Origin of the sequence: Pilosibacter rotomagensis (genome assembly GCF_045062245.2) — a bacterium.
Classification (GTDB): domain Bacteria; phylum Bacillota; class Clostridia; order Lachnospirales; family Lachnospiraceae; genus Pilosibacter.
On record NZ_CM170323.1, the window covers coordinates 3,087,501 to 3,103,045 of the forward strand.

Here is a 15,545-nt window from a genome sequence, read left to right on the forward strand (position 1 = left end):
CGCTTTCGTTCTCGGCAACAACTCGTTTATTCTATCATACCGTTTCCGGTTTGTCAAGAACTTTTTAAAACTTTTTTTGAGAGATTAAGAAGTTTTCTTAATGACTCTTAATAAGTTTTGCCCTGTCGCTCAAGGCGAGTATTATAATATCAAATCCCCGGACAAAAGTCAACTGTTTTTTACATTTTTTTCATTTCTTTTTACATGTTTTGCGATATCATTACAAGTCCAGCCCAAGAATGCTATATATTGTATATTATATATTCAATTGATACAATATGATGTATCATCCTGATCGCCAAGAGCAAATACAGGAGCAGCCAAAAGCTGCTCCTGCCAGATTCCATATGGGTTCCTACCATAATATTATGAATTGCTCCCATCCAGCGTAAACCAGAACTCCACGCCATTCTCCCAGTTCTTCACGCCATACTGCTGGTTGTGGGCATCCATGATCGCTTTTACAATGGAAAGACCAATTCCGGTTCCGCCGTAGGCACGGGTTCTCGCCTTATCTACCTTATAGAACTTCGTCCAGAGATTCGGGATCGCATCCTCAGGGATCGGGGTTCCGGTATTAAAGACAGATACACGGACGATGTTGTTTTCCGGAAGCATTTTGATAATGATCTTTTTCTCTCCATCGATATGGTGGATTGCATTGCTCAGGTAGTTTGTGACTACCTGCTCGATTTTAAATTCATCCGCCCATACATAAACCGGCGTCTGAGCATCAAAATCCACCTGAATCTCATTCTGTTCGAGCAGGATCTTCGACGCGTTCACAACGCCGCGAACCAGTTCCGTTAAATTGAAACGGTCCATCACCGGCTTATCGTTTCCGCTCTCCAGAGAAGACAATGTCAGAAGCTGCTTGACCATCTTGTTCATCTTGTTGGCCTCATCAACAATAACATCACAATAGTAGTCGCGGCTTTCCTTCTCCTCGCCCATCCCTTCCTGAAGACCTTCCGCATATCCCTGAATCAGGGCGATCGGTGTCTTTAGCTCATGGGAGACATTTGCGATAAAATCCTTACGCATCTCGTCGATCTTTGTCTTCTCTTCGATGTCCTTCGTGAGCTGGTTATTTGCCGACTTTAGCTCCGAGATCGTTTCCTCCAGGCGCTCCGACAGTGTGTTCATACTGTTTCCTAAAACCTGTATCTCTTCCATATCATGTTTTCCAGACTCATATTTCGCATTAAAATCGAGATCCGACATGCGCTCTGAGAGGTTCGACAGCTTATAGATCGGCATTGTGATCTGTTTTGCCACCAGATATATGACCAGAGCACCGATCAATACAGCGATCATTCCCACATAGAGCAGAAACTGATTCGCGAGGCGGACACTCTCGCCGATACTTGACAGCGGTGCGCTCATGATAAAGGCAGTGCTGTTGTCGGAGAAGAATCCCCAGCTCTCCAGGTACATGCTCTCCCGCTGAGGATCGTATGTCTTCTGGATCTTATACTGGTCATTTTCCTCCAGAATCGTGTACTTGGCCTTTGTCCAGCCGAAAATATAGCGGTCAATGCGGTCTTTTAAAAACTTCGTATCACGGGATGTTGAATAGACCGTCGCATCCTCCGTGCTGTTGTCGATGATCAGGACAGAAACATTGGCGCTGTCGCTGAAATTCCGGATCAGGCGCTGCAAATTTCCTTCCGTGATATTTCCGTCAGCATCCCTTTCTCTCCTCATGGCGTCTTCGATGGAAATCCCGTAGTCCCTGTTCTCCTCGATCTGGGAGTCGATGGCCTCGTAGGCACTATTTAACGCCTGTACCTTCTTTGTTACATAGAAATCTTCCAGATACCACTTATTGACGCCCCAGATCACTGCGAGAATCACAGCAATCAGACCAATAAACGTGACCGTCAGTCTGGATCGTATCGATTTCATCATCCATCCACCTCGAGTTTATATCCCATGCCCCAGATGGTTTTAATATTGTCACCTTTCGGGCCAAGTTTGCTTCTCAGCTTCTTTACGTGGGTGTCTATAGTCCTCGCATCTCCGAAATAGTCGTAATTCCAGACATTATTCAGAATCTTTTCTCTTGAGAGGGCGATTCCTTTGTTTTCCATAAAATAGGTAAGAAGTTCAAATTCCTTGTTGCTGAGATCCACCGGCTTCCCATCCACAGTCACCTCGTGGGCATCCTTATCCACGCGGATTCCATCTGCCTCCAGAATCTCTCCCGTTGATGTACCGCTGCCACGGCGCAGGATCGCCTCAATTCTCGCCACAAGGATCTTCGGGCTGAACGGTTTTGTGATATACTCGTCAACGCCGAGTTCGAATCCAAGAAGCTCATCCCGCTCCTCGCTTCTCGCCGTCAGCATGATGATCGGAACCTGAGAGTAGCGTCGGATCGTCTTGCATGTCTCCCAACCGTCCATCTTCGGCATCATGACGTCTAAGATCACAAGACTGATATCTTTCTCCTTAAAGAAAATATCAATAGCCTGCTCGCCATCTCCCGCCTCTAAAACGCGATATCCTTTAATCGTTAAAAAGTCTTTGACGAGCTTTCTCATTCTCTCCTCGTCGTCGACCATAAGTATTTTTACTGCATCCATTGTCTGTACCTCCATATATTTTACCTGATGCACTCCGATAAGAACAGAAGCGTATTCCAACACACTTGAGATATTAACCAGTCGATTCGGTGCTACCGGCATCATACATGTGTGCATAAAAATCCCACTTATCATCAGCTATATTTTAGCAGATAATAAGTGGGATTTCTATAAGTTCACGAACATTTCACAAAGGCAGTTTCATGAAGGCGGGAGAACTGTATTATTCTCCTTTTGAAGCCGTCACTCTGTCTCTAGGATTGAGTGCTACTCTGAAGATTATATAATCTTTTCCGTCTTTGTCTTTCCATGTTGTCACGAATATAGATGTTCCATCTGTTCCCTTATTTTTCTGATAATCAATTACACAATTGGAATAATTTCCTATGTAATAGCCATTAATCGTTTTACCGATTATTTCATGTTCTATAACTTCATCAAGTTTTCCTGTAAAACCATTATACGAAAATCTCTGTTTATTGAATTCCTGAAAATTTCTTCCCCCTGTATATATAACAGCAGTAATAGGCTGACTCGATTTTACATTTGTATTCACCTGTTCATTGATGTATTGTAACAGCGATGGAATCAGCTTTTCATCATCTGCTTGGAATACCGCTCCGCTTTCAAAGTTTTTCTTAGCTCTCTCCATATTTTTTTCATTACTCGTTTTTATTTCTTCTATTCGTTTAGATTCCTTATTTTCCCTTTTCTGCACCTTTTCCTCTATAGATCTATCACCTTCTGGTATATCTTTATAATAGTAAGCTGACGACGTATCCTTATTTTTATAATATTTTTTTGTTGCATCCACTGCATACCATTTCCCATCTAATTTAACAATATTGAATGCATGCTCAATTTCAAATACATATTTTACATCAAGTCCACAAGCTTTTCCTAATGACATAAACGCATTTGCGAAACCTCCACAGACACATCGTCTATCTATAAACGCACCATAAGATGACTGATTATACGGTTCTTGCGCATCATATATCACATTGTCAACAAGCCAATCGTAAATCTTTCGTGCCTTTTGATCCTCCGTCATTGAATTATTAATATTTTTACTTTTCCATTCTAAAATAAAAGCATTTACGCGCTCCTTTTGCTTAGCTCCCAACCAATAATTGTCAGTTCCGGTTTCATAATATCTTTTGTATTCCAAAATATGTTCAGCTGTAACAGAGTTCGCTTTCGGATACATAATACTTCCAATCGCCATGTTACTATAACCTAAATTATCCAGACTAAATTCTATTCCGTTATATGTTTTAGGTTCCAGTGTCCCTGTTCCATCCACAGTATAAGTCGTATCCCCGGAATTTACATTCATCGTAACAACTTTTCCATCCTGTGTTCGTGCACCATTGGCATCCACCGTCTTCTTATCTGGTGTCTCCGTAGACACATACAGCCAGCCACTCTGGTCAAAGCAGTAATTCTCCGCAATTCCATCCCCGTCTCCATCGATCCAGCGCCATCCATTTGTTGCGTAGGTGCCATTGTCCTCGTCATACCACCATTTACCGGCATTTGCTCCAGTTCCCTGTTTCCACTGTCCGGCATATGAGGAAAATGCCAGTCCCAGGCTCAGCAGTGTGGTCACTGCTGTTATTTTCAATACCTTTTTCATATTTCTCTCCCTTTGTTTCCAATATAGCAAATGGAAGCATCCGCGCAGTTTTTCTGCACAGCGCTTCCATTATTCAGCGTCTCTTTATTATCTTTATTCTTCGTCCCTCTTCTCAACGATCGCGATATCGAGATCCTCAAGCTGCTTCGGATCTACCGGAGCCGGAGCTTCCATCATGAGGCAGGATGCGTCTTTTACCTTCGGGAAGGCGATGACGTCACGGATGCTGTCTGCGCCTACCATGAGCATAACGACACGGTCGAGACCGTATGCGAGACCAGCGTGCGGCGGTACTCCGTACTTGAACGCGTCAAGAAGGAAACCGAACTGCTCTCTTGCTCTCTCTTTTGTGAAGCCGAGAACTTCGAACATCTTCTCCTGGATGTCATCCTGGTGGATACGGACGGATCCGCCGCCGAGCTCGGTACCGTTTAATACGATATCGTATGCTTTCGCGCGGACTGCACCCGGATCGGTGTCGATAAGTGGAAGGTCTTCCTCCATCGGCATTGTGAATGGGTGGTGCATTGCAACATAACGTCCCTCTTCCTCAGAGTACTCTAAGAGCGGGAACTCGGTTACCCACAGGAACTTGAAGTCGTCTTTCTTTAAGAGGTCTAACTGTCTTGCGATCTCGAGACGGAGATTTCCAAGAACATCGAATACAACTTTATTCTTGTCTGCTGCGAAGAACAGAAGGTCGCCCGGCTGTCCATCCATAGCCTTTACAAGAGCATCTAACTCTTCCGGCTTCATGAACTTGCCGAAGGAGCACTTGTAGGAACCATCCTCGTGAATTGCGAGGTATGCAAGTCCCTTTGCACCGAAGCCCTTTGCGTACTCAACGAGAGCATCGATCTTCTTTCTCGGCATTCCAGCCTGTCCGTTTGCGTTGATACCGCGGACAGAACCGCCGTTCTCAAGAGCGCTCTTGAATACAACGAACTCACAGTCTTTTACGACGTCAGATACATTCTTTAATTCCATGCCAAAACGCATATCCGGCTTATCGGAACCGAAACGGTCCATCGCCTCGCGCCATGTCATACGAAGGATCGGAGTCTGGACATCCACGTTGCAGATCTCCTTGAAGAGTTTCTTTAAGAGTCTCTCATTGACTTCGAGAACGTCTTCCACGTCAACGAAGGATAACTCCATATCGATCTGTGTGAACTCCGGCTGACGGTCTGCACGGAGGTCCTCGTCACGGTAGCATCTTGCGAGCTGGAAGTAACGGTCCATGCCGGAACACATTAATAACTGTTTTAATAACTGCGGAGACTGCGGAAGAGCATAGAACTCGCCCGGATGTACACGGCTCGGTACGAGGTAGTCTCTCGCGCCTTCCGGTGTACTCTTAATAAGAGTCGGTGTCTCGATCTCAAGGAAACCTTCATCTGCAAGGAACTGGCGGACCATAGTTGCCACGCGGCTTCTTGTCATGATGTTTCTCTGGAGATCCGGACGGCGGAGGTCAAGATAACGATATTTTAAGCGGAGATCTTCTTTTGTCTTGCTGTTCTCCTCGATCGGGAACGGCGGTACCTCGGACTCGGAGAGGATTCTTAAGGATTTCGCTCTCATCTCGATGGTACCTGTCTTTAAATTCGGGTTTGCCGCGCCGGAACGTTTTTCGATGGTTCCGACAACCGCTACTGTAAACTCACTTCTTAATTTTTCAGCTTTTGCGAAGCTCTCAGCGCCGCAGTCGCTCTCCTCAAAGATGATCTGGATGATTCCGGAACGGTCACGAAGGTCGGTGAAGATAATACCGCCTTTGTTTCTGCTCTTCTGGACCCATCCCATAAGTGTCATTTCCTGGCCTACGTTTGCCTCTGTGACTTCAGCACAGCGGCAGGAACGCTTTAAGCCTGCCATTGATTCTGCCATGATTTTCCTCCTGATACAGCTGGAATATTTAAAAACATACCCGCTGAATGTTATTATAATTTCAAGTCGAACATCCGTGAGATTACTCACCACTTAAAAGAGGTGGGAGTCTTCTCGACTGAGATAAAGCTGTCCTTTTCCCGGGCTTAGTGCTTTAAGTCCTCTTTATAGAATTCCTTAAACTCACTGTAACCTTCTTTTCCGAGCTGTTCCTTCTGGAACTTCTTATTTTTGTTCATCTGGGCTACAAGGACGATCTTTCCCTCCTTGCGGGCAGTCATCGCCTCTTTCATAATAGAAGCAAGCTTCTCGGAGCTCATTCCCTTTTCGAAGAGCCACGCTTCCTTCTCATTTCCGCCCGGAACTGTAAATCCGTTGTCTAAAAGGATCGTAACGATTCGCTCAAATCCGATGGAGAAACCGCAGGCCGGTGTGTCCATGCCTGTGAATTTTCCGATCATCTTGTCATATCTTCCGCCACCGGCTACGGAACCTCCGAAGCCTTCCATGGAAACCTCGAAGATGGTTCCTGTGTAGTAGCCCATTCCGCGGACTAAAGTCGGGTCAAATGCAAGTTTGAAGCTTCCGTCAGAAACATCGCCGACTGTCTCCATGATCTGTGCAAGATTCTCAGCTGCACCGTCCTCCAACACACCCGCAAGGATCTCTCCCATACGGCGGACACCTGAGGCATCGTTTGTTGCCTGCCCCATAAGCTCTAAGTATTTATCGGCCGTCTCCTCGGAGTAGCCGTTTTCCATAAGCTCTGCCTTTACACCATCCGTACCGATCTTGTCCATTTTATCGACGGTGATGAATACCTTATCGATATCTTCCTCCGGGAATCCGCTGTATACAGCCATCGCACGGAGAAGCTTTCTGTCGTTGACGCGTACCTCGAAGCTGTTGTCCGGGCAGATCTTCTTTAACGCTGTCGTCGTCGCAAGGATCAGCTCGATCTCAGCCTGGTTCGTCGCATCACCGAGAATATCGATATCGCACTGGACGAACTGTCTGAAACGGCCTTTCTGCGGACGGTCTGCACGCCATACGCTGCCGACCTGGAGTGCCTTGAACGGGGACGGCAGGTTTGCAGAGTTATTGGAATAATATCTGGATAACGGAAGTGTCAGATCGTAGCGGAGTCCGCCGTCTGCCAGATCGTTCTCCGTCTCTGCTGTCTCGATATTTAATTTCTCACCGCGCTTTAAGATCTTGAAGATCAGCTTCTCATTGTCGCCGCCCTGTTTGCTAAGGAGGTTCTCAATGTGCTCCACGCACGGAGTCTCGATCGCGGAAAATCCGAAGCCGCGGTAAGTCTCTTTGATCTGGTTCAGCACATAATCCCGGATCTGCATCTCTGCCGGGAGAATATCTTTCATGCCGGTAACCGGCTTTTTCTTTAATGCCATAAAGGTACCTCTGTTTCTCTCTTTATCGCGCAATTTCACGCCTACGTTCACCATAATACGCTGATTGCCTTAGGTTTTCAAGGGTTTTTTCTTTCCTTAATAAAAGTATTATATTTTTCAGGCTATGATAAGTCAACTTATTTTGTGAGTTTTTCCCATCCCTCAGCGAAAAGATCGTTACTATACACGGGTAGGAATTTTCTGAACTGAAAATTCCGTACAGTACAGTGGTGGTAGTGGATTTTGCCGATTTGGAATGCGAAGCATCGGCAAAATCAGTTACTGTTTGCGCAAGGCGTGAACAGTAACAAAAGAGCGGCGGGATCAGTCGCCTGCATAGAAAAAGGACCTCCGCCAGGAAACGGAAGTCCTTTTTCCTTATATTATACGTCTTCCTACAGTCCGGTCCAGCCGATGCTCTGTAAGATCGTTAAAGATGCGAATGAGAGGATCACCTGACATCCGAGGAGCGGCATAAGCCACTTTGCGTATTTTGTCCAGTCTGTCTTTGCGATTGCAAGGGAACCCATCAGAGTACCTGCTGTCGGGAAGAGGCAGTTGGAGAAGCCGTCACCGAACTGGAATGCCTGTACAGCAACCTGTCTTGTGATGCCTGCAAGATCAGCAACCGGAACCATAAGCGGCATAACTGCTACAGCCTGTCCGGAACCGGACGGAATGAAAAGGTTGATAATCAGGTTTGCGACGAACATGAAGTTCGCTCCGAGGATGGAACCCATTCCGGACATCGGGATGGACAGCCAGTAAACGATCGTATTTAAGATGTTTCCGCTTGCAAGGATCACAGAAATACCATTTGCGAAGCCAACAATGAACGCGGCGTTTACCATCTTGGAACAGCCACCGATAAATACCTTCGTTGTTCCGTTGATACCCATACCATTGAGAAGGCCAACAACAACCGCAAGTGTAAAGAATGTAGCTGCGATCTGATCATAGCTCCATTTATATTTTACAGAGCCAACCAGGATTGCCGCAACCGCTACGACAAGACCGATCAGGCTGATCAGGTGCTTCGTTGTTAAATGTGCTTCGATCGCCTTCGCTCCATCTTTTCCTGCGCCCATGCTGTCAGATGCACTCATACCAGCTTCATAGTTTAAGCTCTTCTTCGGATCCGCCTTGATGGTTTTCATGTAACGGATCGTAAAGAAATAGCAGATCGCGAAGTTGATGATGTTTAATACGACACGGACACTGAAACCGGAGAAGATCGGGAGCTCCGCGATCGGCTGTGCAGTACCGATAGTGGAGGCGTTCGCCCAACCTACGTTGAATCCGGAATAAGCGCCTATATATACAAGCAGGAAGCCTGTGAAGGCATCATACCCTAAGTTTGTTGCAAGGATGATTCCGATCGGGATCAGGGCAACGACCGCGTTTGCGAAAACGCCTGCTGCGCCGCCGATGGACATGAATGCCATTACTAAGAATACAAGTACGTTTACATTTAAGTTCTGCTTGGAAGCAAGTTTTCCGAACGCAGCGTGGATCGCTCCTGTCTTTTCAAGGACCTCAACGGCACCGCCGACAAACATGACCATGACCATTAACTTTGCGGCTTTGTAGAATCCCTGTACGACTGCCATGATAGTTGCCCACGGACCGACCGGGGAAGCTTCTACGGTGTGATAGGTACCTGCGATAACCTTGTTTAAGTCGCCCACTTTCTCTGTATCGAATTCACCTGCCGGAACGATCCAGGTCAGGATGGCGCAGACGATCATGAGCATGAATAACAGTGCACATGTACTTGGGATCTGCAGCTTTTTCTTGTTGTTTTCCATAAGTATTCTCCTTTATCTTAAGAAATCTCTCGCGTACTGGATGATTACGGATGCGCCTGTGCGGATGCACTTCTCATCGAATACGTTTTTAGAGTTATGAAGACCATGTCTGGAATTCGGATCCTCGTTATTTCCGGATCCTAAGCGGAACTGTGCGCCCGGTCCGAACTTCGGGAAAAGAACAGAAAAGTCCTCGGAACCCATTGACGGATTCTTCACGTAGGAAACATGGTCAGCACCGATGGTCTTTGCAGCGGCCTCAGCAACTGCCTCGATGATGGAATCGTCATTTACGAGCGGCGGAACTCCGATTTCCCATTCAACCTCCGCAGTTCCTCTCATGGACTCGGCGCAGCCTTTTACGACGCGGTCGATGGCAGCCATCATTTTTTTGCGGCAGTCCGGATCAAGGCTTCTCAGTGTTCCATGCATCTCCACATAATCCGGGATGATATTGTTTACTGTTCCGCCGTGGATGCTGCCGATGGTAAGAACGCCCGGATATACCGGATAGTTTTCACGGGAGATCACGGTCTGAAGCTGTGTGATCACATAACCGGAGATTACGACCGGATCGATGCAGTTTTCCGGATGAGCGCCATGTCCGCCCTTTCCTTTGATCTTGATATTAAAGAAATCATTGGACGCGTTTGCCGGTCCCTTTTTTAATCCGATGCTTCCGGCATCGATCTCCGGTGATACGTGGAGACCGATAAATGCGTCCGGTTTCGCAACCTGCGTGAAATTGCAGTCGACAAGCTCTCCGGCTCCCATATGCTCTTCTGCCGGCTGGAAGATCAGCATGACCGTTCCGGCAAGCTCCTCACGGATCTCTGATAATACCTTCGCGCAGTAGAGAAGCACGGTTGTGTGGATATCATGTCCGCAGGAATGGCAGGCACCATCATTCTCGGAGGCGAACGGAAGTCCTGTGAGTTCCTTCATCGGAAGTGCGTCGATATCCTCGCGGATCGCAACGGTTTTTCCCGGTTTTCCGCCGCGGATAACGGCAACAACGCCGGTCTTCATCCCGATCTCAGCGATCTCCACACCGTATTCCGTCAGTTTTTCGCGGATGAACTCCGTTGTCTTATATTCCTTGTTGCTGAGTTCCGGATGTCTATGAATATGCCTGCGAATGGCAATCATTTCATCTTCATACTTTGCTGTGAGACTCATTGTATCCATATTGAAGTACCCCTTTCCAATTTATTTATAAAATTTTAACATTTTTATTATAATACATTGTTCTTTAAAGTTTAACCACTTTAATTCGGTAGCACTATAAGAATAAGATATGTCTGTCATAGACATTTTATATTCTGAATCAGGAACGCCCCGTATAAGAGTCCCCGGATCAGGGAATCCTTCCGGAAAGCAGCGGTCTAAAACCGCAACAAAACGATTGCAATTTATGCCAAAAAATTTTATAATGATTGGTATATTTCAGGAGTGTCTGCTTTTGTCGAAAATACCGGGAAAACGGCGGATTTATGCGGCGGACATGACCGGATGGTACGCTAAAAATGAAGGTGGGAGATTTTATGGAAGAAAACAAACTGAAAACGATCGAAAGCGAGCTGGAAGCGCCTGCTGATTTCACAAGTCCTGATGTTCTTTACCGGGATCTTGTTGCCAGTATCAGAAAGTACCATCCGTCCGATGATCTGAGCATGATCGAGAAGGCATATCAGCTTGCGGATAATGCCCATAAAGACCAGAAGCGAAAATCCGGGGAACCGTACATTATCCATCCGCTCTGTGTGGCGATCATCCTCGCGGATCTCGAGATGGATAAAGAGACGATCGCAGCCGGACTTCTCCACGACGTGGTGGAAGATACCGTATATACAGAGGAACAGCTCGCCGAGATATTCGGAAAAGAGGTTGCCCTCTTAGTCGACGGTGTTACAAAGCTGACCCAGTTATCCTGGTCGGCGGATAAGGTGGAAATGCAGGCGGAGAACTTAAGAAAAATGTTCCTCGCCATGGCAAAAGATATCCGCGTCATTATCATCAAGCTTGCGGACCGTCTCCACAATATGCGGACGCTTCAGTATATGCGCCCTGAAAAACAGAAGGAGAAGGCGAGAGAGACCATCGAGATCTACTCTCCTCTTGCTGACAGACTCGGTATTTCCAAGATCAAGATCGAACTGGATGACCTTGCGTTACGGTATCTCGAGCCAAATGTATACAAAGAACTGGAAGAAAAGATCGCCCTGACAAGCGAAGCGCGCCAGAAATTCATCGATGACATTATCGCCGAGATCAAGACCCACATGGAAAATGCTGAGATCAGGTGCGAGGTCAACGGACGCGTCAAGCACTTCTTCAGTATTTATAAAAAGATGTTAAACCAGCACAAGACGCTGGACCAGATCTACGATATCTTCGCGGTCCGCATCATCGTGGACTCCGTAAAAGACTGTTACGCGGCTCTGGGTGTGATCCACGAGATGTACAAACCGATCCCCGGCCGTTTTAAAGATTATATCGCGATGCCGAAGCCGAATATGTATCAGTCCTTACATACGACACTGATCGGCACAAACGGCCAGCCCTTTGAGATCCAGATCCGTACCTTCGAGATGCACCGTACAGCGGAATATGGTATCGCCGCCCACTGGAAATATAAAGAGAGCGGCAGCGGACAGGTTGCTGCCGGTGATGAGGCGAAGAAGTTAAGCTGGCTGCGCCAGATCCTTGAGTGGCAGCAGGATATGTCCGACAACAAGGAATTCTTAAATGCCATCAAGAGCGACCTCGATATGTTCTCCGACAGCGTGTACTGTTTTACACCGACTGGAGACGTAAAGGCACTGCCAAGCGGCTCCACGCCGATCGACTTCGCTTACTCGATCCACACGGCTGTCGGAAACAAGATGGTGGGCGCGAGAGTCAACGGAAAGCTCGTAAATATTGACTATGTGATCCAGAACGGTGACCGGATCGAGATCATGACATCCCAGAATTCCAAGGGACCAAGCCGTGACTGGTTAAATATCATCAAGAGCAGCCAGGCGAGAAACAAGATCAACGCCTGGTTCAAGCAGGAGCGGAAAGCTGACAATATCTTAAAAGGCCGCGAAATGATCGACCGCTACTGTAAGGCAAAGGGGATCAATTTCTCCGATATCAATAAGCCGGAATTCGTAGATAAGGTTTTAAAACGCTACGCGTTCCAGGACTGGGATTCTGTTCTGGCATCCGTCGGACACGGCGGATTAAAAGAAGGTCAGGTCATCAACAAGATGATCGAGGAGCGCACAAAGAAGCTGAAACGCGAAGTAACCGATGCGACGATCCTTGATGCCATCGGTGACAACAACAAACCTGCTGTGGTTCCGATCAAGGGCAGCAAATCAAAGAGCGGCATTACCGTAAAGGGAATCCATGATCTTGCGGTTCGTTTCTCCAAGTGCTGCAGCCCGGTTCCAGGCGACGAGATCGTTGGTTTCGTGACGAGAGGCCGCGGAATTACGATCCACAGAACGGACTGTATCAACGTCTTAAATCTCCCGGAGATCGAGAGAAGCCGCCTGATCGACGCAGAGTGGCAGGGCGTTGAGGAGGACAACAGTGCCGCAACCTACTCCACAGAGATCTCGATCTTCGCAAACAACCGGATCGGAATGTTCGTGGATATCTCCAAGATCTTTACAGAGCGCGAGATCGACATCAAAACGATGAACTCCCGCGTGAATAAGCAGGGCAAGGCGACGATCACCATGAGCTTCGATATCCATGGAATCGAAGAATTAAACAACCTGATGGCAAAGCTGCGCCAGATCGACGGCGTGCTGGATATTGAGAGAACCACGGGCTGATAACTACAATTTCAAATGAATGTCTGCCGTCGGCTGTTCTGAAACAGAACAGGTCGAATGCAGTCGGAAAAAGGTCTGCCGGAGGTATTACGGACGGTAGACCTTTTTATACATGGATTTTAAAGAAACATTTCCGTTACTGTACACGGCACAGGGCCGGAGTCCCTGCTTTGTGCCAGGAAAAATGGAGGAAAAGTAAGATATGAGCGAAATTCGCATCAAGACTCTGGTAGTCGGCATGGTCGGAACGAACTGCTACCTGGTCTATGATCATGAGACAAAAAAAGCTGCCGTCGTGGACCCGGGCGACAGCGCCGACAAGATCGTCAATATGGCGGTATCCCTGGGTTTAAAGCCGGAGGCGATCCTTCTGACCCACGGTCACTTCGACCACATGATGGCCGCAAAGGAATTGAAAGAAGCATGGCATGTGCCGATCTACGCATGCGAAAAGGAGATCGAGGTGCTTTCAGACAGCAGAAAAAGCCTTGTATCCAGCTACTACAGGGAACCATATACGCTGACACCGGATATTACGGTGAAAGAAGGCGACGAGCTTTCCATCGCCGGATTTACATGGAAAGTATTTGAAACACCGGGACACACCATCGGTTCCTGCTGTTACTATATCGAAAAAGAATCTGTTCTCTTCTCCGGAGATACCCTGTTTGCAGGCTCCTACGGCCGCACAGATTTCCCGACGGGAAGCGGACGCCAGATCGCCGAGTCTGTAAGACGTCTACTCTCCACACTGCCGGACGACACCATGGTCTATCCGGGGCATATGGACACGACTACCATCGGTTTTGAAAAGAAGTATAATCCTCTTTCGGGGGCAATGGAATGATTGGAATTTTATTGAACGATACTGCTTATGAGCAGGATATCCGGGAGCTTTTGATGGCGTTTTATCCGGGTGAGACTTTTGTCCATGAGAAACAGGACGACGTGGATTTTTACGTGGAGGGAACCTGCTCGCAGAATGCGGATGAGACAAAATTTGGCTTGAAGATCACGGATCCGGCGGGCACCGTCGCAGATGAGGCCGTATTTCCGATCGACTACGATGTGCGGTTAAACGCAAAGACAACGATCAAGAAAGAGCTTTACGGCATGTTAAAAAAGCGGACGGGAAAAGAACTCCCCTGGGGGACTCTGACCGGTATCCGCCCAACAAAGATCGCCATGACGAGACTTGATCAGGGTGAGGATGAGGAGAGCATCCGTTCCTTCATGCGGAACATGTACCTGACAAGCAAAGAGAAGATCGACTTAAGTGTGGAGGTCGCAAAACGGGAGCGGGAGCTCTTAAGCCATATCGACTATGAGACGGGATACAGCCTCTATGTGGGAATTCCGTTCTGTCCGACCACCTGCCTCTACTGTTCCTTCACCTCCTACCCGATCGGCGCGTGGGAAAAGAAGGTTCATCTCTATCTTGAAGCGCTGTTTAAAGAATTAGACTATGTGGCAGAAAAGATGAAGGGACGTACTCTCGACACGGTTTACTTTGGCGGCGGAACTCCGACATCCTTAAAGGCCGAGGAACTGGACGCCCTGCTCACAAAGATCGAAAATACCTTTGACCTCTCAAAGGTACAGGAATTCACTGTGGAAGCCGGACGTCCGGACAGCATCACCGAAGACAAGTTCAAAGTTCTCCGTGCCCACAATATCTCCAGGATCTCCATCAATCCGCAGACGATGAAGCAGGCAACTCTGGATCTGATCGGACGCCACCACACCGTGGATATGGTAAAGGAAAAATTCCGCATGGCAAGAGATCTTGGCTTTGACAATATCAATATGGACCTCATCATCGGACTTCCGGAGGAAGATATCGATGACGTCCGCAGCACCATGGAGCAGGTCAGAGAGCTTGCCCCGGACAGCGTGACGGTCCACTCTCTCGCCATCAAGCGTGCGGCAAGACTCAATATCTTCAAGGAGCGCTACGCGAACTTAAAGATCCAGAACACTCAGGAGATGATCGATCTCACCGCGAAGTACGCCCGCGAGATGGGTCTTGAGCCGTATTACCTGTACCGTCAGAAAAATATGGCCGGAAATTTCGAGAATGTCGGCTATGCGGCACCCGGAAAAGCATGTATCTACAATATCCTCATCATGGAGGAAAAGCAGACCATCGTGGCCTGCGGTGCCGGAACCACCACGAAAGTCACGTTCCCGGCGGAAAACCGGCTGGAGCGCGCAGAAAATGTGAAGGATGTGGCTTCCTATATCGAGAGGATCGATGAGATGATCGATAGGAAAGAGAAGCTGTTGAGCAAGCTGGTTTAAATATGTCTGCTGCGCTGACCGCAGGATAGCGCAGATCAAACGATAGATCTGGGCACGCGGCAACAAAATACGCTGTA

10 protein-coding genes are annotated in these 15,545 nt (G+C 47.6%); 3 read left to right on the forward strand and 7 right to left on the reverse strand.

Annotated elements, in window-relative coordinates:
• Positions 1-366: 366 nt before the first annotated feature.
• The 7 genes from ACI3EW_RS13860 to ACI3EW_RS13890 form a co-directional block, all read right to left on the reverse strand.
• Entirely contained in the window at positions 367-1,911 is a 1,545-nt protein-coding gene (locus tag ACI3EW_RS13860) for a HAMP domain-containing sensor histidine kinase (RefSeq protein WP_117567754.1), read from the reverse strand.
• A complete protein-coding gene (locus tag ACI3EW_RS13865; RefSeq protein WP_021905844.1) occupies positions 1,908-2,588 on the reverse strand; it encodes a response regulator transcription factor in 681 nt (226 codons plus the stop codon). The genes ACI3EW_RS13860 and ACI3EW_RS13865 overlap by 4 nt, the downstream gene beginning before the upstream one ends.
• 223 nt (positions 2,589-2,811) lie before the next feature.
• Positions 2,812-4,227 carry a transglutaminase domain-containing protein gene (locus ACI3EW_RS13870; RefSeq protein WP_405580135.1) on the reverse strand — a complete coding sequence of 472 codons (1,416 nt, stop codon included), beginning with the start codon at positions 4,225-4,227 and terminating at the stop codon, positions 2,812-2,814.
• A gap of 93 nt (positions 4,228-4,320) precedes the next feature.
• On the reverse strand, positions 4,321-6,117 hold the full coding sequence (gene aspS / locus ACI3EW_RS13875) for an aspartate--tRNA ligase (RefSeq protein WP_405580132.1): 1,797 nt from the start codon (positions 6,115-6,117) through the stop codon (positions 4,321-4,323).
• A gap of 146 nt (positions 6,118-6,263) precedes the next feature.
• On the reverse strand, positions 6,264-7,529 hold the full coding sequence (hisS, locus tag ACI3EW_RS13880; protein ID WP_015552566.1) for a histidine--tRNA ligase: 1,266 nt from the start codon (positions 7,527-7,529) through the stop codon (positions 6,264-6,266).
• Positions 7,530-7,924: 395 nt separating this feature from the next.
• Positions 7,925-9,337, reverse strand: a complete 1,413-nt coding sequence (locus ACI3EW_RS13885; protein WP_405580128.1) for a YfcC family protein — start codon at positions 9,335-9,337, stop codon at positions 7,925-7,927.
• A 12-nt stretch (positions 9,338-9,349) separates the two neighbouring features.
• On the reverse strand, positions 9,350-10,525 hold the full coding sequence (locus ACI3EW_RS13890) for a M20 metallopeptidase family protein (RefSeq protein ID WP_117471266.1): 1,176 nt from the start codon (positions 10,523-10,525) through the stop codon (positions 9,350-9,352).
• A 356-nt stretch (positions 10,526-10,881) separates the two neighbouring features.
• On the opposite strand from ACI3EW_RS13890, the gene ACI3EW_RS13895 reads away from it, so the two are divergent.
• The 3 genes from ACI3EW_RS13895 (at position 10,882) to hemZ (ending at position 15,468) form a co-directional block, all read left to right on the forward strand.
• Entirely contained in the window at positions 10,882-13,167 is a 2,286-nt protein-coding gene (locus ACI3EW_RS13895; RefSeq protein ID WP_405580125.1) for a RelA/SpoT family protein, read from the forward strand.
• Between the two features lie 202 nt (positions 13,168-13,369).
• The gene (locus ACI3EW_RS13900) at positions 13,370-14,014 is read left to right on the forward strand and encodes an MBL fold metallo-hydrolase (protein ID WP_405580122.1); all 645 of its coding nucleotides are present in this window, start codon (positions 13,370-13,372) and stop codon (positions 14,012-14,014) included.
• Positions 14,011-15,468, forward strand: coding sequence for a coproporphyrinogen dehydrogenase HemZ (hemZ, locus tag ACI3EW_RS13905; RefSeq protein ID WP_405580120.1), 1,458 nt, complete (start codon positions 14,011-14,013; stop codon positions 15,466-15,468). The genes ACI3EW_RS13900 and hemZ overlap by 4 nt, the downstream gene beginning before the upstream one ends.
• Positions 15,469-15,545: the final 77 nt, after the last annotated feature.